Genomic DNA, 17,232 nt, shown 5'->3' with positions numbered 1-17,232 from the left:
AATGATACTCGCCGTATTTGCCGGCTCGGCCGGCTTCGCCTCATCCACATAAGGCACCCGAAACCCATTGGCCCCCAGCCAGCCAATCGCAGCCTTCGGTTCGTCGGTCTGGATGATGGTGACGCCGCGTTCGGCCCAGAAACCGTGATCTCGGCCGAAATGCCGGCCTGCACCGCCAGTTCATCGCCGCAGCCGCCGGAGAGGAAGCCGCCGGGCCTTGCGCCTTGGCTATACAAGTCCTTCGCCAAGCTGTGACTGGCATCTTGCGTGCCGGTTCTATAGTTGTGGCAGCCCGATGAACAAAGAAGGACCCGTAATGGCGAACCAGACCATCGACAACGCGTTCACCGCCCGCTCCAAGACGGGGCCTTCCTTCGAGCCGACCTATGCCGGCGCGCTGTCGTTCATGCGGCGCAAATACACCAAGGATGCAAAGGGCGCGGACGCCGTCGTGTGGGGCATTCCGTTCGATGCCGCCGTCACCAACCGGCCGGGCGCGCGCTTCGGGCCGCAGGCGATCCGCCGCGCCTCGGCGATCCTCGACAACGACCCGCAATATCCGTTCTCGCGCGACCTGTTCGAGCATCTCGCCGTCATCGACTATGGCGATTGCCTGCTCGATTCGGGCAATCACCAGAAGACACCAGGCACGATCGAGCGCGAGGCGGCGAAGATCCTGAAATCGGGTGCCTTCCTGTTGTCGCTCGGCGGCGATCATTTCGTCACCTGGCCGCTGCTCAAGGCACATGCCGCCATCCACGGGCCGCTGGCGCTGGTGCAGTTCGATGCGCACCAGGACACCTGGCCTGACGATGGCAAGCGCATCGACCATGGTTCGTTCGTCGGCCGCGCCGTCAATGAAGGCATCATCGACCCCGACCGCTCGATCCAGATCGGCATCCGCACGCATGCCCCCGATACGTTCGGCATCAAGATCCTTTACGGTCACGAGATCGAGGAGATGCGGGCTTCCGACATCGCCTATGCGATCGTCGACCGCACCGGCGGCAGGAAGACCTATCTCACCTTCGACATCGACTGCCTCGACCCGGCCTTTGCGCCCGGCACCGGCACGCCGGTTGCCGGCGGACCGTCCTCGGCGAAAATCCTGTCGACGCTGCGCCAGCTCGGCCAGGTCGATATTGTCGGCGCCGACGTCGTCGAGGTTGCGCCGGCCTATGATCACGCCGATATAACGGCGATCGCCGGCTCGATGGTGGCCATGCACTATCTCGGCCTGGTGGCCGAGCGAAAAGCGCGGGCGGAAGAGCTGAACAGCGGCAACCATGGCGCGGCAAACCATGGCCAGGGCATATAGGCCTGAATTAGCAGGGAATTGACGGGCACATGAAACCGAAAATCTTCATCGATGGCGAACACGGCACCACCGGCCTGCAGATCCGGGCGCTGCTGGCCGAGCGCGGCGACCTCGAGATCATCTCGATCCCGGCCGAGCGCCGCAAGGAAACGGCGGCGCGCGCCGAGTTCCTCAATGCCGCCGATGTCGCCATCCTGTGCCTGCCGGATGCGGCTGCCAAGGAAAGCGTGTCGCTGATTGCCAACGACACCACCAAGGTGATCGACGCCTCCACGGCGCATCGCGTCGCCGAGGGCTGGGAATATGGCTTTGCCGAGCTGGACAAGGATCAGGCCAGGATCATCGCCAATGCGAAACGCGTCGCCAATCCCGGCTGCTGGCCGCAAGGACCGATCGCGACACTGCGGCCGCTGGTCGCCGCCGGCCTGCTGCCGGCGGATTTCCCGATCACGGTCAATGGCATTTCGGGCTATTCGGGCGGCGGCCGGCCGATGATCGAGGACTATGTCGCCAAGGGCGAGGATGCCTCTGAATTCCAGGTCTATGGGCTGACCCTGCAGCACAAGCATGTGCCGGAGCTGCGCACCTATGCGAAGCTGTCGCACGATCCGATCATGCAGCCGGCGGTCGGCAATTTCGCCCAAGGCATGATCACAGTGGTGCCGCTGCAGCTCGGCGGGCTCGGCCATGTGCCGGCCGGCGCCGAACTGCACGCGGCAATCGCCGACCATTTTGCCGCCATCAAGGGCGGCGTGGTCGAGGTAGCTCCTTACGAGCACGTGGAGCGCCTGCCCGAGATCAATCCCGAGGTCTATAACGGCACCAACCGCATGAAGGTCTATGTCTTTGCCAATGACGACCGGGCACAGGCGCTGCTGATTGCGGTCTATGACAATCTCGGAAAGGGCGCCTCGGGTGCTGCCGTTCAGAACATGGATCTGATGCTCGGCCTTTAATTCAGTTGGAGAGAGCATTCTGTCGCCCGAAAACCGCTTAACACTTTTCGGCATCACGCTCTGAATGGACGCGCCTGCATTTCCAAAGCGCTGGAAGATCAGCGCGCCCGAGCTCATTGCCGAGACTTTTTCGAGCCGCATCTGGAAGGTGCGGCGTGAGGACGGCTCGCCGGCCATCGTCAAGGCGCTCAAACCATTCGACGATGTCGAGGACGAGTTGCGCGGCGAGCACTATCTCGCATGGCGGCGCGGCGAAGGCGCGGTGCGGCTGCTTGGCCGGGACGGCCACCGCATGCTGCTGGAATATGCCGGCGACACCCTGCTTTCCGAAGTTCTGGCCAAGGAAGGCGACAACGCCGCGACCGCAATCGCGGCCGAGTTGATGGGGAGACTGTTCTCGCCCTCAAGACACCCTGCCCCGCCGGACCTGCAGCCGCTGCGGACACGGTTTGCCAGCCTGTTCAAAAAGGCCGGAGCCGATCGCGACGCCGGAGAGCACAACCTCTATATCGAGGCCGCCGAAATCGCGGACCGGCTGCTCGATGCCCCGCATGCGGTCAAGCCGCTGCATGGCGACCTGCATCACGACAACATTTTGCACGGTGCGCGCGGCTGGCTGGCGATCGACCCGAAGGGCGTGCTCGGCGATCCCGGCTTCGACGCCGCCAATCTGTTCTACAACCCACTGGGGCGCGACGACCTCTGCCTCGATCCCGAGCGCATCGCGCATATGGCCGAGATCTTCGCCAGGACACTCGGCCAGACGCCGGCTGCCATTCTCGACCATGCCATCGCCTATGGCTGCCTGTCGGCCGCATGGCATCATGAGGACGAGAATGCGGTCGACGAGAACCGCGAGCTGTCGGTTGCGGGAGTGATCCGAAAGGTGCGGCTCAGCTTCTGACCGGCGCAGCCTCGCGCGTTAGACGTAGCGAGGCAGTTCGTTCGCGAAATAGATTATTGCGACGGCCAAGACACCGTAGACGATGTACCTGCGTTCATGGGCGGCCGCGTTGGCAGTGGATAGGCGCCTTTGGTGCCGCGCCAGTGGGCGGCGGCAAATCCCAGCAGGACAAGCGCGAAGGCCTGATGGGTCAGCGCCATGTGCAGCGGCACCTGCATCAGCAGCGTGCCGATGCCGATCGAGGCCTGGACCAGCATCAGCAGAAACAGCAGCGTCGCGCGGCGTGCGTGTGTCGTGCCTGGTAAACGCCGGCGTGTCGCGATCATGTGCCAGAGCCCGACGGCAAAGACCGTGTAGGCGCCCAGTCGGTGGACGAACTGCACCGTCTTCGGGTTCTCGAACAAGTTGCGCCAGGCCGGCTCGAGCAGAAGCAAATCTGACGGGATCACCTTGCCGTCCATCAGCGGCCAGGTGTTGTAGCTCAGGCCGGCGTCGAGCCCTGCGACCAGGCCGCCGAGATAGATCTGGACCAGCACCAGCGGCACGATGAAGCCGGCCAGCCTTTGTGTGGGCCGGTCGGCGGCAGGCTCCGAATGCGGCGCCAGCCCGCGCGCGACCACCATGGTGGCGGTGAAGATCAGGGCGGCAAGCGTTAAATGCGTGGCCAGCCGGTACTGGCTGACGGAGACCCGGTCGATCAGGCCGGAGGCCACCATCCACCAGCCGATGGCGCCTTGCAGGCCACCAAGCAGCAGAATACCGACCAGCTTTGGCCCAAGGCCGCGCTCGATGCGGCGCGTCGCCCACAAGACCAGCAGCGGCAGGCCGAAGACCAGGCCGACACTGCGCGCCAGGATACGGTGCGCCCACTCCCACCAGAAGATCGATTTGAAGGCGTCCAGGCTCATGCCCTTGTTGAGCTCGGCATATTGCGGAATCTTCTGGTAGAGCTGGAACTCCTCCTGCCACTCGGCGTCGTTGAGCGGCGGTATCACGCCGTGGATCGGCTTCCACTGCGTGATCGACAGGCCGGAATTGGTGAGCCTGGTGGCGCCGCCGACCAGCACCAGCGCAAACAGCACCAGAAGCACGACATAAAGCCAGCCGCGCAGCAGAGCCCGGTTTTGCAGATCGCGATCGCGGTCAATGTAAGGCGCGGCGGCTGATATGGCGGCCATGGGTTGGTCCCGGCAGGTTGACGTGGCGGATTGGTGAACCATCGCAACCCGGCTGACAAGACCGGACGGCGCGGCACGCCGTCGCGCCGCAAGTCACGGGTTGCACGCGCCCCCGGTTGGGCCTAAGCGGAGGCGATCAACGAGAACGCTCATGCCCATCCGCCTGAAAAAGCTGATCGGAACCTTCCTACTGGTGGCGCTGGTCATCATCTATGCGCTGGTCGCGTCGATCATAGCGGTCGCGCAGCTGTCGCAATCCAGCCCGCTGGTGCATTTCCTGTTCTTCCTGTTCAGCGGCCTGTTCTGGGTGCTGCCTGCGATGGGCATCATCAAATGGCTGATCCTGGAGCCGCCGCCGAAAGGCTGAAGCGCCCGACCCAGGTCAGATGGTGACGACCATTTTGCCGGCATTGGCCAGCGGGGTCGTCACGCCCGACAACATGGTGCGGATATGGGCGACACTCTGGTAGCGGCCGTTGATCGAAATGCGCGGCAGCGCGTGCAGGAAGCCGGCATGTTCGGCGTGCAGCACGCCGTGGCGAGTGGTCACCGCCGAGGCGTAGCCGGCGTCGCGGGCAAAGCCCACTTCGCGGCAGCCGACAGCGCTGGCGTAACCATAGGGGTAAGCGAGATGACGTGGGTCTTCGCCGAGCTGCGCCTGCAGCTGGCGCCTGACGTCGACGATTTCATGGCGCGCATCGGCTTCGTCGAGCCGCTTCAGATTGCGGTGGTTGACCGTATGCGCGCCGATCGTCACCAGCCTGTGCCCGGCCACGGCGCGGATATCGTCCCAGGTCATTAGCGTGCTTGGGCGCAAGCCATCGAGGTCGATGCCGTTCGAGCGCGCCAGATCGCGCAGCACGGCGCGCTGATCCTCCTCGCGCACCTCGAGCGTCAGATAGGCATGCAGACGCGCATTGGCGTGGAGTTTCTTGCTGTGGGTCGAGCAGTCTATGGTCACCGGCCCCTTCGGCGTCGCCAGCGTCAAACGCTCCCGCGCGTTGACGATATCCTCGACCACGTCCCACCATAAATCGGCGCTGCCGTCGATCAGACCCGGCGCGACATAGATGGTGATCGGCGCGTCGTGCTTTTCGAGCACTGGCAGCGCTTCGGTCATGTTGTCGCGATAGGCGTCGTCGGCGGTGATGGTGGCGAACTGGCCGTCCTTGCCGCCGGCCTTGATGCGCTCGATCGCCTCGTCGAGGGTGACGAAGGCATAGCCCCTCGACTTCATGTCGGCGACGAGAGCGTCGAGGAATCGCGGGGCGATGTTGAGGTGGCGGTTAACGCCGTCCGGCTTCTCCGGCGTGGCGGTGACCCGATGCAACATGAGGATGGCGCCAATGCCGCCGACAAACGGCTTGGCCAGCGGTGCAAGGCCGGTAAAGCGGGCGATATTAAGCGCCAGTTTCCGAACTGCCTCACCACCGTCGATCATTCATTCACCTTTTGCGCCTAGGCTCGATCCAAGCACGGAACGCGCCGACGCGAACTCCTGATCGCGACGAATACGCCTTAAGGATTGAGGTATGGTTGACGCCACCGCGTCATTTGACGGCAATCGGCTCGCCGCAAGCAAGGCGTCTGCGCGCACGCCGGCTGCCGACCAGACCAGTCTGTCGGTGTCGATCGCAGATGCTGCCGCGCTCGCCTCTTACGGCGAATTCTGCCGTTCGGCGCTGTTTGCGCCGGCGCAAAGCGCGGACTGGGTTCGTGCCTGGACGGCGCAGGCTAATCCCGATGCCGTCATTGCCACGCTGACAATCGAGGACAGGCCGGTCTTTGCACTGGCACTGGAAATCACGCGAACTGGTCCATTCCGCGTCGCCCGCTTCATGGGCGGGCGCCATGCCAACGGCAATTTCGCCGCCGCCGATCCGGCATGGCTGGCAAAGGCAGATGCCGGGGGGATCCGCAGGCTGGTGACGGCGATCGGCAAGGCGCGTCCCGACATCGATCTCGTTGCCTTGGAAAGGCTTCTGCCCGACCTCGATGGCGTTGCCAATCCGCTGGTGGCGTTCTCCAACTTTCCGAGCCCAAACCTGTCGCTCGCCGTCAATCTCGACGGTGGTTTCGATGCGCTGCTGTCGCGTGTGGGCGGCAAGCGCAAGCGCAAGAAGCACCGTTCGCAGACACGCAAATTCGAGGCGGTCGGCGTTCATCGCCGCATCGAGGCGCAGACACCCGAAGACGTGAACCGGCTGCTCGACGCTTTCTTCGAGATGAAGGAGTTCCGTTTCGCCAAGATGGGCATCGCCAATGTCTTCGGCGAGCCGGAGGTGCGGGCTTTCTTCCGTGCCCTCTTCGCCGGCGCGCTGGCCGAGGAGAAACCGGCCTTTGTGCTGCATGGGCTCGAAGTGGCCGGCAAGCTGCGCGCAATCACCGGCTCGAGCCGCTCGGGCAAACGCCTGATCTGCGAATTCGGCGCCATCGCCGAGGACGATCTCGGCCACACCAGCCCCGGCGATTTCCTTTTCTTCGACATCATCGAGGAAGCGTGCCAAACAGGCTTCGATGTCTATGATTTCTCGGTCGGCGACGAGCCCTACAAGCGGCTCTGGTGCGATATCGAGACCCAGCATTTCGAGGTGCTGGCGCCCCTGACGCTGAAGGGACGCGCCCTGGCGTCGGCGCTGCGGCAGGGCGCACGGGCGAAAGCCTTCATCAAGAACAACCCGACGGTCTGGAAGCTGACCAAGATGCTGCGCCGCAAGGCCGCCGGACAGGCAGCGCCCGCTCCCACGGACGACGAAAACTAGCGTTCAGAAATTCAGCGCTTCGCGGAGCGCCGGGCCGGCCCTGACCCGCAGGTCGAGATCCGCCTCGATGTGGTCGATATGGTGCAGCATCAGCCGGCTCACCAACCCGCAATCGCCGCTTTCCAGCGCGCCGACCATTTCCGTGTGCTCACTGTGTCCGCAGGCCGACACGCCGGATCGTCCGTAAAGGGCGATCACCAGCGACGAACGCGCCACCAGCTCCTCCATGAAGCGCTGCAGGATGGCATTGCCGGCGACGGAGGCGAGCAGCAGGTGGAAATCGCCTGATGCCTTGATTTCGGAGCGCCGCGCGGTTGGGCCGCGCTCGGCGATGAAGCGGCCTTCCTCGTCGAGCTGCGCGCGGAACGCAGCGATATCGGTGGCTGTGACCCGCCCGCAGGCGGCAATGGCGATGCCCGGCTCGATCAGCCGGCGCGATGCGAACACCTGGCGCGCTTCCTCGGGCGTAGGGTTGGCGACGAAGGCGCCACGGTTGCGCTCGGTACGCACCAGCCCCTCGAAGGACAGCATCTGCAGCGCCGCGCGCGCGACCGTGCGCGAGACGTCGAACAGCGTGCCGACCTCGCCTTCCGACAGCTTGGTGCCGGGCGTCAGCCGACGGTCAACGATGGCGTCCCGCAGATTGTCGCGAATCGCCTGGGCGCGATCCTGGTTGGCGCTGTCGGCGGAATGGATCTGATCGGCAATGTTCATGGCGATGATGGTTCCCAGCCTCTTTCTAGCGCAACTCGTCGCCTGCGCACGAGAGGCAAAGTGGACACGAAGCCAAAAAAGATTGCATACGATTCTTGCGCGGATCGCGCACAATCGCCCATAATTTGTGCAATGCACAAGATAGCCCACCGGCTAGGCAGTGGGCACGAATTCCGATTTTGCTGATGATTCAAACGCTTGGCCGAATCTCGCCGATTGGCACGCATAATGCATTGGTTGACGCGACCAAACGGGGAAGCCTGAATGTCCAAAGCCGCCGAGATCGACATCGTCTCCGTTTCGAAAGTGTACGGAACGACGACTGCCGTCGAGGCCATCAGCCTGAAGATACCGGCAGGCACCTATTGCTGCCTGCTTGGCCCCTCCGGCTGCGGCAAGACCTCGACGCTGCGCATGATCGCCGGCCACGAAAGCATTTCGTCGGGCGATGTCCGCCTCGACAACATCGTCGTCACCGACTTGCCGCCGGCAAAGCGTGGCACGGCGATGATGTTCCAGTCCTATGCGCTGTTTCCGCATCTCGACCTTGTCGACAATGTCGCCTTCAGCCTGAAGATGAAGGGCGTCGACAAGGAGCAGCGCCGTGCCAAGGCGCTCGACATGCTCAAGCTGATGCAGATGGAGGCCTATGCGACGCGCCGGCCGGCGCAGCTTTCCGGCGGCCAGCAGCAGCGTGTTGCACTCGCCCGCGCTCTGATCACCGATCCCGAGGCGCTGCTGCTCGACGAGCCGCTGTCGGCACTCGACCCGTTCCTGAAGATACGCATGCGCGCCGAGCTGAAGAAATTGCAGACCTCGCTTGGCATCACTTTCGTCCACGTCACCCACAGCCAGGAAGAGGCCATGGCCTTGGCGGACCTGATCGTGGTGATGAATGACGGCCGCATCGAACAGGCGGCGCCGCCGCGAGATGTGTTCGAAAGGCCGGCCACCGCCTTCGTCGCGCGCTTCATGGGTGACCACAATGTCATCTCCGGCCGGGTTACCGGCGCGCGCGACGGCATGGTCGTCTTCGACGTCAATGGTGGCGCCTCGCTCGCCGCCCGCGGGCAAGGCCGGGAGGCGGGCCAGGAGGTGGGCACGCCGATCGACATCGCCATCCGCACCGACCATGTGCGCATCGGCGAAGCACCCTCTCCCGGCCTCGGCTTCACCGGCATCGTCTCCAACATCGAATATCGCGGCGCCACGGTGAAGCTGTCGGTCACCGGCGGCGGCATCGACGATTTCACCGTTATCATCGACGATTCCGACTTCTTCGCCAAACCCGTCGCCCTTGGCGACGCCGTACCGCTCGCCTGGGATTCCGAGGACGCCATCGTCCTCGGCCGCCTTCATTCATGAATTCAACGAAGCAAAACAAAACAGGGGAATAGGAATGACAAAAACAGTAGAAACAAAGACCGGAATTTCGCGACGTTCGTTGCTCAAGACAGGTGCGGCCGCCGTCGGCCTCGCCGCAGGCTCGGGCGCCATTACAGGCTTCCCGACCATCTGGGCGCAGTCCAACATCACGCTGCGCCAGTTCGGCACCGGCGTGTCGAACCTGAACGCGATCGCCGACAAGTGCAAGGCCGACCTCGGCATCACGCTGGAAATGACGGCGACCGATTCGGACGCGGCCGCCCAGCGCGCCGTGACCCAGCCCGACAGCTATGACATCGCCGACATCGAATACTGGATCTGCAAGAAGGTGTTCCCGAGCGGCGTGCTGCAGCCGATGGATGTCAGTAAGCTGAAATACTACGACGAGCTGGTGCCGTTGTTCAAAACCGGCAAGCTGACGCCCGACAGCATCATTGCCCAGGGCACCGCGCCGCACACGGTCGGCTATGTCGAAGCGCAGGACTCAAAGACCTTCGCCAAGGCGCCGACCAAGTGGTTCACCATGGTGCCGACGATCTACAACGCCGATACGCTAGGCATCCGGCCCGACCTCGTCGGCCGCGACATCACCACCTGGGCCGACATCATGGATCCGGCCTTCAAGGGCAAGACCGCGATCCTTAACATCCCGTCCATCGGTATCATGGATGCGGCCATGATCATGGAGGCCACAGGCAACATCAAATATGCCGACAAGGGCAACATGACCAAGGAAGAGATCGACAAGACGATCGACTTCCTCATCAAGGCCAAGCAGGCCGGCCAGTTCCGCGCCTTCTGGAAGTCGTTCGACGAGAGCGTCAACCTGATGGCATCGGGCGAAGTGGTCATCCAGTCTATGTGGTCGCCGGCCGTCGCTGCCGTGCGCTCCAAAGGCATCGCATGCCGCTTCCAGCCGCTCAAGGAGGGCTATCGCTCATGGGGCGGCGGCCTTGGCCTTGCCGCCCATCTCAAGGGCGCCGAGCTCGACGCCGCCTACGAATACATCAACTGGTATACGTCGGGCTGGGTCGGCGGCTATCTCAACCGCCAGGGCTACTATTCCGCCAATATGGTCTCGGCCAAGAAGTTCATGTCCGAGGACGAATGGGGCTACTGGATCGAAGGCAAGCCGGCCAAGGGCGAGATCAAGGCGCCGGACGGCACCGTCATGGAAAAGGCCGGCGCCGTGCGCGACGGCGGCTCGTTCGAAGAGCGTATGGGCAAGGTCGCCTGCTGGAACTCGGTCATGGACGAGGACCGCTACATGGTGAAGCGCTGGAACGAATTCATCGCGGCGTAGAGCGGACGCGTTCACTGTGATGTTGCGATCCTTCGCGCCCCCCTCTGTCCTGCCGGACATCTCCCCCACTTGGGGGGAGATTGGCAGCGTCATGGCCGGCTCTTCGTTAGCAACGTTGGAGTTTGGCGAAGGCCGTTATGAGAGTTCGATCTCCCCGCTCGTGGGGAGATGTCCGGCAGGACAGAGGGGGGCGCGAAGGATCGCAAGTCATCGCGATCACGCGGAGGATTTTCCCAATGACAGTCGCGCTCGAACGCCCCGCCATCGCAGCAGCCAAGCCCGCCAGACGCCGCCGCGTCTCCCTTGGCGCCGTCACGCCCTATTTGCAATCGGCGCCGCTGGCGCTCATCCTCGGTGCGTTCCTGCTCTTGCCAATCATCATGATCGTCGTCGTCTCCTTCTGGGATTATGACTTCGCCGCCATGTATCCGGATTTCCTGACGACGAACTATTCCGACGTGCTGGGATCATGGGTCACCTGGAAGACCTATCTCAACACCATCAAATTCGCTGCCATCGTCTGGGCTCTGACCTTGTTCATCGGCTTCTGGGTCGCCTATTTCCTCGCCTTCCATATCCGCACCACCGCCATGCAGATGGTGCTGTTCCTTGTCTGCACGGTGCCTTTCCTGACCTCCAACATCATCCGCATGATCTCGTGGATCCCGGTGCTTGGCCGTAACGGGTTGATCAACTCGACGCTGGTGCAATTGGGGCTGGTGCCAAAACCCATCGAATGGCTGCTCTATTCGGAATTCGCCGTGGTGCTGGCCATGGTGCATCTCTACACGCTGTTCATGGTAACGCCGATCTTCAACACGTTGATGCGCATCGACCGCTCGCTGGTCGAGGCCGCGCGCGATGCCGGCGCGTCCGGCTGGCAGGTCTTGTGGAACGTCGTCATCCCGCTGGCCAAGCCCGGCATGGCGATCGGCACAATCTTCGTCGTCACGCTGGTGATGGCCGATTTCTCCACCGTGCAGGTGATGTCGGGCGGCCAGAGCGCGTCGGTCGCACTGATGATGAAGAACCAGATGTCGCTGCTGCAGTATCCCGCAGCCGCCGCCAATGCCGTGGTGTTGCTGGTGTTGGTGCTGTCGATGGTCGCCGGCATCCTGCGCATCGTCGACATCCGCAAGGAGCTTTGAGGTGAGCCACGAAAAACGCACCCTCGAATTCTATGTGCTTGCGGTCTTCTTCACTCTGTTCGTGCTGTTCCTCTATGGCCCGCTGTCGGCGATCCTGATCCTTTCTTTCCAAGGCGAGACCGGCGGCCTCACCTTCCCGCTCAATGGCGTGTCGCTGCACTGGTTCGCCAATCTGTTCGAGCGCCAGGCGGTCGGCGATTTCGGCGGCAGCTTCAAGCGCTCGCTCGTGCTCGGCCTCATGGTGATGATCGTCACCGTCGTCGTGTCGCTGCTGGCAGGGCTCGCTTTCCGGCAAAAATTTCGCGGCACCACCGCTTTGTTCTACCTGGCGGTCGCCAGCCTCGTCGTGCCCTCGATCATCATTTCGCTCGGCATCGGCGTCGTCTTCCAGCAGGTCGGCTTCCGCCCGGCCTGGTACACGTCGGCCTTCGGCGCGCACCTGACCTGGACCTTGCCCTTCGGCGTGCTCATCATGTTCGCCGTCTTCAACCGCTTCTCGCCCGCCTATGAGGAAGCCGCGCGTGACCTGGGCGCCAACTCCTGGCAGACCTTCGCCCATGTCGTGCTGCCGATGATCGCGCCGAGCCTGATCGGCGTCGGCCTGTTCGGCTTCACGCTGTCCTATGACGAGTTCGCCCGCACGCTGATGACGTCGGGCACCTTCAACACGCTGCCGCTCGAGATCTACGGCATGACCACCAATGTCACGACGCCGGTGCTCTATGCGCTGGGCACGGTGACCACCGTGTTCTCCTTCCTGGTGATCCTGGCCACACTGGGCGCCATCCTCTATGTCGGCCGCAAGCGGGCCAGGGTTTGATTGTGCAGATACTGGTGGTGAATCCCAACACGACGGCGAGCATGACCGAGACGATCGCGGCGGCGGCGCGCGGCGTTGCCGGCGCCGGGACCGAGGTGATCGCGGTCACCTCCTCGATGGGGCCGGCCTCGATCGAGGGCTATTATGACGAGGCATTGGCCGTGCCCGGCCTTTTGATGGAGATCGCCGCCGGCGAACGTGCCGGGGCTCAGGCCGCCATCATCGCCTGCTTCGACGATACCGGCCTGGATGCGGCACGCGCCATGGCCTCCATTCCGGTCATCGGCATCTGCGAGGCCGCACTCAGTGTCGCCTCCTACATTGCCCAGCGCTTCACAGTGGTGACGACCACCGAACGCTCGCGTGTCCCTGTCGAGGGGCTGGTGCGGCGCTACGGCATGGCCGGGCGCGCGCGCGTGCGCGCCGCCGACATTCCCGTACTCTCGCTTGAAGACGCTGCTTCCGGCGCGGTCGAGAAACTGCGCGCCGAGATCGCCCGCGCCATAGCGGAAGACCGCGCCGAGGCCATCGTGCTCGGCTGCGCCGGGATGGCCGATCTGGCACACCGGTTGCAGCAAGAGTTTGATCTGCCCGTCATCGACGGCGTCGGCGCCGCCCTCAAACAGGCCGAGGCGCTGATCGCATTGGGCCTGTCGACCTCAAAGCGCGGCGCCTATGCCAGTCCGCTGGCCAAGCCCTATCGCGGCGTGCTGAAATCCTTCTCGCCGGGGGTGGTCGCCGCGGAGTGAACGCTATGAAGCCTACCGTCCGCGCATTGTCTCCGCCGGAACTGACCGTTCTCATCGACTGGGCGGCGGCTGAAGGTTGGAACCCTGGCCTTGACGATGCCGCAGCGTTCCGGCCAACCGATCCTGAGGGGTTCATCGGCGCTTTTGTCGGCAACGAGATGACCGCCGCCATCTCGGCTGTCGCCTATGGCGGCAACTTCGGTTTCATCGGTCTCTACATCTGCCGACCAGACATGCGCGGCAAAGGCCATGGCAAAGCAGTCTGGAATGCGGGCATGGCCAGGCTGGCCGGCCGAACGGTCGGCCTCGACGGGGTCGCCGCGCAGCTGGCGAATTATCGCCGCACGGGATTCAGCTCGGCGTACGAAACCATCCGCTTCAGCGGCCGTATCGCGACCCCGCCCGTCCGAAGCGAAGGGGTGCGCATGATAACCACGCAACTCGTGCCCGACATCATCGCCTATGACGCCCGCTGTTTCCCCGCGCCTCGACGAGCCTTCCTGCACCGCTGGGCGCAGCCGCCGCATTGCGGGTTCGCCGCGATCAGTTCACTCGGCACCATAGGCTACGCCGTGGCTCGTCCCTGCCGTTCGGGTTACAAGATCGGCCCGCTGTTTGCCGACGACACCGAGACGGCGATGCAGCTCATGGGCAGTCTGGCTGCCGCATGCGAAGGTGGCGACCTGCATATCGACGTTCCTGCCGAAAATTTCGATTTCACCACGGCGCTTTCAGCAATTGGTTTCAGGCCGACCTTCACCACCACGCGCATGTACAAGGGCCCGCCTCCGAAGGTCGACTCGCGCCGAATATTTGGCGTGACGACCCTGGAGTTGGGGTAGATCCCGGCGCCGACTGACAGGCTTGGTTTTTCGGGAGCCGGCGGGCGATGGACGAGCCGATCCGTAGTAGCGCCGCCTAAGTCGAATTGTCTGATGTCTCAGGCGGCGCTACGTCGTCCCGGCACGGGGTTACCCGGCGTCTCGTGGCCGATCGGCGTCACCAGAGTGAGGTCGGGATAGCCGCTTTCGATCAGCTCGACGGCGGCCTGCGCCACCTCATCGTCCGCCTGCAGCATGGACATGAAGACCTCAGTGCTGTCGCCGACCAGTCGGCTGATGCCTTGCGCATCGGCCGGTCCGCATTCGACAATGACCAGATCATAGGCGGTGGTCAGCGACTGCATGATGATCGGCAGCCGGTCGGCGGCGCGCATGGCGCGAACCGGATCGGCGGTGCCGACGGGAACGACATGGCAGTCGGAATAGAGGTCAGCGTGAATGACGTCGCTGAACTGCGCTTCCGAAGCCAGCAGATTGGTGATGCCGGGGAAAAGTCCGCTGTCCAGCATCGGCCGCGAGGCGGCACCTGACGCCGTGAGATCGAGCAGCAGCACACGCAGGCCAGCGTCGGAGACTTCGCGCGCTACCAGCACTGCCGATGCAGCCGCCTCATCGCCTTCGGGCGACACGAAGATGGCGCGCGCAGCACCGCTGGCGATCAGCTTTTCCGCCGCCTTCTCGACATCGATCTCGCCAAGGCTGGAGCGTACCCGCTCGGGTTCGGATTGCGGTTCTGGATCGGCAGCCGCTGCTCCTTCCAGCACTGAAGGAGCCGGCTCCTGCTCCGGCTCGGGCGCCAGTTCAGACTCCATGGCCGTCCGCCGATCGACCACCTCCTCGGCCACGACTGCGGCCGGTTCCGGGTCGACGACCGGCGCCGACATTGCCGGCATCGCAACCTGTTCGATGCGGTCCAAGCGGGCGCCGGGCGCCGGGCGCATGGCGCGGCCGGAAAACAGCTCCTGCAGAAGCGTGATGACCGACATCAGCAGCAGCGAGCCGACGAAGGCAGCGCCGACGATCGGGACGAGTTTGGGGAAATAGGGCTCCGATGGCACGCGCGCCTCGGAAAACACGCTGGCATCGACCGGCAGATAGTTTTTGCGCGAGGACACTTCGCGAAAGCTCGCCATGTAGGATTCGAGCTGCTGGCGCCGGACGTTCGCCTCACGCTGCAGCGCATCCAGCTGGACCTGCTCCTCGCCGGCGCGCGACGACGCCGCTTTCAGCTTGTTGACGTCCGATATCAGCTGGTTTTCGCGCGCCTGGGCGGTCTGCGCCTGCGTCAGCAACGCGCGCATGATTTTTTGCGCTTCGTTGCGGATCTGGCCGTCGAGATCGGCAAGCTGCGACCTCATCGCCCGCAGGCGGGGATGGTTGTCGAGCAAGGTGGTGGAAAGATCGGCGATGTTGGTTCTGAGCTCGATCTGACGCTCACGCAGCCGCTGGATCAGATCGGAAGACAGCACTTCGGGTACAGCGTCCAGCGAGCCGCCATTCTGCAAAGCCTGGCGCACCCTTTCGGCCGTCGCCTCGGCCGAAGCGCGGCTGGCGCGCACACGCGACAGTTCGGTCGATAGCTCGGACAATTGCTGTGTCGCCAGCACCGAATTGTTGCCGCCCATCAACAGGTCCGACTGGGCGGAACGGAAGGCCGCGACCTTGGCCTCTGCATCCCTGACCTGCTTCTGCAACTCGTCGATCTCCGGCCCGAGGAAGGCTGTCGCGGCCGCGTTCGACGTGGTCTTGGCATCCGCCTGATAGGCCATGTAGGCCTTGGCGATGGCATTCGGAATATCGGCGGCAAGCTGGCGGTCTTCCGAGGAAAATTCGACGGCGATGGCACGCGTCTTCTCCACTCCATAGACGTTTAGCTTGTCGCGCATTTTAGTCAGCACGCGCTCTTCGAGCGGAATCTCTGCCGGATCACTTTTCAGTCCGGCAATGACAAGAAGTCGGGCTACCGGCGACATGCCGAGCGCATCGTTGAACTCGGGCTTGTCGCCCAGGTTCAGATTGCCAGCCACCTTATTGAGAATGTCGGACGAGGAAATGACCTGAACCTCGGTTGCTACACCTTCCGCATCGAGCACAGGTTTATCGTCTTCATTGGTGCCGGCAGGCCGCGTATAGGCCGATTCGCTCAACTGGATTTTCAGCTGCGTCGTGGCCTTATAATGCGGCGTGGCAAGCCACGCGAACGCGAAGGCGAGACCAGTGACGAGAAGCGTGATCACAAGAATGCGCAGCCAGTTCCGCGCCAGGCTGGCGAAGAGCTGTCTCAGGTCGACATCGACATCTGCGGCCGCGGACTGGTCGGACATGCATTCCTGCTCCGGACATGAGGCTAGATGGTAGCGTAAACAACTATGGTAACTCAGCCGTTAAGATCGCGGTAAGCAGCTGTTAGGGTTTGCTGACATCCGGTAAACAAGCCAGCAAAACTATACGGCTTTTTGTCGATTGCCGCCAAATCGGCCGCGTCCCTTTACCGGCCATTAACCCTAACAGGATGATAACGAACCCAGATCCTTAAGGTTTGCCGCCGTGTCCTGGCGGCCATAGCGACGAAGGTGTGTGTCCGATCATGAAAAGCGCTGCTGGTCTGTTTCGCGCTCTGCTGGCCGTGTCGATGCTCGCCGGTTGCTCCAGCTACCGGCCGACGCCGGCGGCCTTCCACGAGGTACTCGACCAGCCGTATCGGCTCGGCGCCGGCGACCGTGTCCGCGTCACGGTGTTCGAACAGGACGGTCTGACCAACACCTACAGTGTCGACCAGTCCGGCTACATGTCCTTCCCGCTGGTCGGCGCGGTGCCGGCGCGCGGCCACACGGCCCAGCAGCTGGAAAAAGCGCTCGCCGACAAACTGCGCCAAGGCTATCTGCGCGACCCCGACGTGTCGGTCGAGATCGATCGCTACCGGCCGATCTTCGTCATGGGCGAAGTGGGTGCCGCCGGCCAGTATTCCTACGTGCCGGGCCTCACCGTGCAGAAGGCCATCGCGATTGCTGGCGGTTTCTCGCCGCGCGCCAACCAGGAAAGCGTCGACATCACCCGCGACATCAACGGCAAGGTGATGACAGGCCGGGTGGTTACCTCCGATCCGCTGCTGCCGGGCGACACGGTCTACGTTCGCGAACGCCTGTTCTGAC

The 17,232-nt window shown here is 63.6% G+C and carries 16 protein-coding genes and 1 pseudogene; 12 read left to right on the top strand and 5 right to left on the bottom strand.

Translation table 11 applies throughout. The features are described 5' to 3' along the window. Positions 1-3 precede the first annotated feature (3 nt). A pseudogene (locus NLY37_RS06185) lies at positions 4-218 on the bottom strand (glycerophosphodiester phosphodiesterase family protein); the annotation flags it as partial. A 98-nt stretch (positions 219-316) separates the two neighbouring features. Between NLY37_RS06185 and speB the strand changes: the two are divergent. The 3 genes from speB (at position 317) to NLY37_RS06170 (ending at position 3,178) form a co-directional block, all read left to right on the top strand. After that, positions 317-1,318 carry an agmatinase gene (speB, locus tag NLY37_RS06180; RefSeq protein WP_023669405.1) on the top strand — a complete coding sequence of 334 codons (1,002 nt, stop codon included), beginning with the start codon at positions 317-319 and terminating at the stop codon, positions 1,316-1,318. A gap of 29 nt (positions 1,319-1,347) precedes the next feature. After that, entirely contained in the window at positions 1,348-2,274 is a 927-nt protein-coding gene (gene argC / locus NLY37_RS06175; RefSeq protein ID WP_023742826.1) for an N-acetyl-gamma-glutamyl-phosphate reductase, read from the top strand. A gap of 64 nt (positions 2,275-2,338) precedes the next feature. Next, positions 2,339-3,178 carry an aminoglycoside phosphotransferase family protein gene (locus NLY37_RS06170; protein WP_023742827.1) on the top strand — a complete coding sequence of 280 codons (840 nt, stop codon included), beginning with the start codon at positions 2,339-2,341 and terminating at the stop codon, positions 3,176-3,178. Between the two features lie 53 nt (positions 3,179-3,231). Here the strand turns inward: NLY37_RS06170 and NLY37_RS06165 are convergent, their stop codons facing one another. Continuing rightward, the gene (locus tag NLY37_RS06165) at positions 3,232-4,356 is read right to left on the bottom strand and encodes a COX15/CtaA family protein (RefSeq protein ID WP_023742828.1); all 1,125 of its coding nucleotides are present in this window, start codon (positions 4,354-4,356) and stop codon (positions 3,232-3,234) included. Positions 4,357-4,507: 151 nt separating this feature from the next. On the opposite strand from NLY37_RS06165, the gene NLY37_RS06160 reads away from it, so the two are divergent. Then, complete coding sequence (locus NLY37_RS06160; RefSeq protein WP_023669401.1) at positions 4,508-4,723, top strand: DUF2842 domain-containing protein; 216 nt, start codon at positions 4,508-4,510, stop codon at positions 4,721-4,723. 15 nt (positions 4,724-4,738) lie between these two features. Here the strand turns inward: NLY37_RS06160 and NLY37_RS06155 are convergent, their stop codons facing one another. Further along, positions 4,739-5,797: a polysaccharide deacetylase family protein gene (locus NLY37_RS06155; protein ID WP_023742829.1), complete on the bottom strand. Its 1,059-nt coding sequence runs from the start codon at positions 5,795-5,797 to the stop codon at positions 4,739-4,741. Between the two features lie 91 nt (positions 5,798-5,888). Between NLY37_RS06155 and NLY37_RS06150 the strand changes: the two genes are divergently transcribed. Then, positions 5,889-7,118: a GNAT family N-acetyltransferase gene (locus NLY37_RS06150; RefSeq protein WP_023669399.1), complete on the top strand. Its 1,230-nt coding sequence runs from the start codon at positions 5,889-5,891 to the stop codon at positions 7,116-7,118. Positions 7,119-7,121: 3 nt separating this feature from the next. On the opposite strand, the gene NLY37_RS06145 is transcribed toward NLY37_RS06150, so the two are convergent. After that, positions 7,122-7,832, bottom strand: a complete 711-nt coding sequence (locus NLY37_RS06145; protein ID WP_023697427.1) for a GntR family transcriptional regulator — start codon at positions 7,830-7,832, stop codon at positions 7,122-7,124. Between the two features lie 264 nt (positions 7,833-8,096). On the opposite strand from NLY37_RS06145, the gene NLY37_RS06140 reads away from it, so the two are divergent. The 6 genes from NLY37_RS06140 to NLY37_RS06115 all read left to right on the top strand — a co-directional run bounded on the left by NLY37_RS06140 (position 8,097) and on the right by NLY37_RS06115 (position 14,080). Next, complete coding sequence (locus NLY37_RS06140) at positions 8,097-9,197, top strand: ABC transporter ATP-binding protein (protein ID WP_023742830.1); 1,101 nt, start codon at positions 8,097-8,099, stop codon at positions 9,195-9,197. Positions 9,198-9,231: 34 nt separating this feature from the next. Beyond that, the gene (locus NLY37_RS06135) at positions 9,232-10,521 is read left to right on the top strand and encodes an ABC transporter substrate-binding protein (protein ID WP_023689479.1); all 1,290 of its coding nucleotides are present in this window, start codon (positions 9,232-9,234) and stop codon (positions 10,519-10,521) included. Positions 10,522-10,757: 236 nt separating this feature from the next. Beyond that, a complete protein-coding gene (locus NLY37_RS06130) occupies positions 10,758-11,669 on the top strand; it encodes an ABC transporter permease (protein WP_023742831.1) in 912 nt (303 codons plus the stop codon). A 1-nt stretch (position 11,670) separates the two neighbouring features. Further along, entirely contained in the window at positions 11,671-12,489 is an 819-nt protein-coding gene (locus NLY37_RS06125) for an ABC transporter permease (RefSeq protein WP_023742832.1), read from the top strand. A gap of 2 nt (positions 12,490-12,491) precedes the next feature. Then, positions 12,492-13,238 (top strand): aspartate/glutamate racemase family protein, encoded by a 747-nt coding sequence (locus NLY37_RS06120; RefSeq protein WP_023742833.1) that lies wholly within the window; start codon positions 12,492-12,494, stop codon positions 13,236-13,238. 5 nt (positions 13,239-13,243) lie between these two features. Then, entirely contained in the window at positions 13,244-14,080 is an 837-nt protein-coding gene (locus NLY37_RS06115; RefSeq protein ID WP_050588092.1) for a GNAT family N-acetyltransferase, read from the top strand. Between the two features lie 98 nt (positions 14,081-14,178). Here the strand turns inward: NLY37_RS06115 and NLY37_RS06110 are convergent, their stop codons facing one another. Beyond that, entirely contained in the window at positions 14,179-16,404 is a 2,226-nt protein-coding gene (locus NLY37_RS06110; RefSeq protein WP_023742835.1) for a GumC family protein, read from the bottom strand. Positions 16,405-16,667: 263 nt separating this feature from the next. On the opposite strand from NLY37_RS06110, the gene NLY37_RS06105 reads away from it, so the two are divergent. Further along, positions 16,668-17,231: a polysaccharide biosynthesis/export family protein gene (locus NLY37_RS06105; RefSeq protein ID WP_023669390.1), complete on the top strand. Its 564-nt coding sequence runs from the start codon at positions 16,668-16,670 to the stop codon at positions 17,229-17,231. Position 17,232 lies beyond the last annotated feature (1 nt).

Origin of the sequence: Mesorhizobium sp. C395A (genome assembly GCF_030323205.1) — a bacterium.
Taxonomy (GTDB): Bacteria; Pseudomonadota; Alphaproteobacteria; order Rhizobiales; family Rhizobiaceae; genus Mesorhizobium.
Note: the sequence above shows the minus strand (reverse complement) of the source record. Positions and strands in the feature narration are given on the sequence as shown.

Excerpts from the sequence above, each read along its gene's own strand:
- speB (WP_023669405.1), top strand. The coding sequence starts at position 317 with ATGGCGAACCAGACCATCGACAACGCGTTCACCGCCCGCTCCAAGACG.
- argC (WP_023742826.1), top strand. The coding sequence starts at position 1,348 with ATGAAACCGAAAATCTTCATCGATGGCGAACACGGCACCACCGGCCTG.
- NLY37_RS06170 (WP_023742827.1), top strand. The coding sequence starts at position 2,339 with ATGGACGCGCCTGCATTTCCAAAGCGCTGGAAGATCAGCGCGCCCGAG.
- NLY37_RS06165 (WP_023742828.1), bottom strand. The coding sequence starts at position 4,356 with ATGGCCGCCATATCAGCCGCCGCGCCTTACATTGACCGCGATCGCGAT.
- NLY37_RS06160 (WP_023669401.1), top strand. The coding sequence starts at position 4,508 with ATGCCCATCCGCCTGAAAAAGCTGATCGGAACCTTCCTACTGGTGGCG.
- NLY37_RS06155 (WP_023742829.1), bottom strand. The coding sequence starts at position 5,797 with ATGATCGACGGTGGTGAGGCAGTTCGGAAACTGGCGCTTAATATCGCC.
- NLY37_RS06150 (WP_023669399.1), top strand. The coding sequence starts at position 5,889 with ATGGTTGACGCCACCGCGTCATTTGACGGCAATCGGCTCGCCGCAAGC.
- NLY37_RS06145 (WP_023697427.1), bottom strand. The coding sequence starts at position 7,832 with ATGAACATTGCCGATCAGATCCATTCCGCCGACAGCGCCAACCAGGAT.
- NLY37_RS06140 (WP_023742830.1), top strand. The coding sequence starts at position 8,097 with ATGTCCAAAGCCGCCGAGATCGACATCGTCTCCGTTTCGAAAGTGTAC.
- NLY37_RS06135 (WP_023689479.1), top strand. The coding sequence starts at position 9,232 with ATGACAAAAACAGTAGAAACAAAGACCGGAATTTCGCGACGTTCGTTG.
- NLY37_RS06130 (WP_023742831.1), top strand. The coding sequence starts at position 10,758 with ATGACAGTCGCGCTCGAACGCCCCGCCATCGCAGCAGCCAAGCCCGCC.
- NLY37_RS06115 (WP_050588092.1), top strand. The coding sequence starts at position 13,244 with ATGAAGCCTACCGTCCGCGCATTGTCTCCGCCGGAACTGACCGTTCTC.
- NLY37_RS06110 (WP_023742835.1), bottom strand. The coding sequence starts at position 16,404 with ATGTCCGACCAGTCCGCGGCCGCAGATGTCGATGTCGACCTGAGACAG.
- NLY37_RS06105 (WP_023669390.1), top strand. The coding sequence starts at position 16,668 with ATGAAAAGCGCTGCTGGTCTGTTTCGCGCTCTGCTGGCCGTGTCGATG.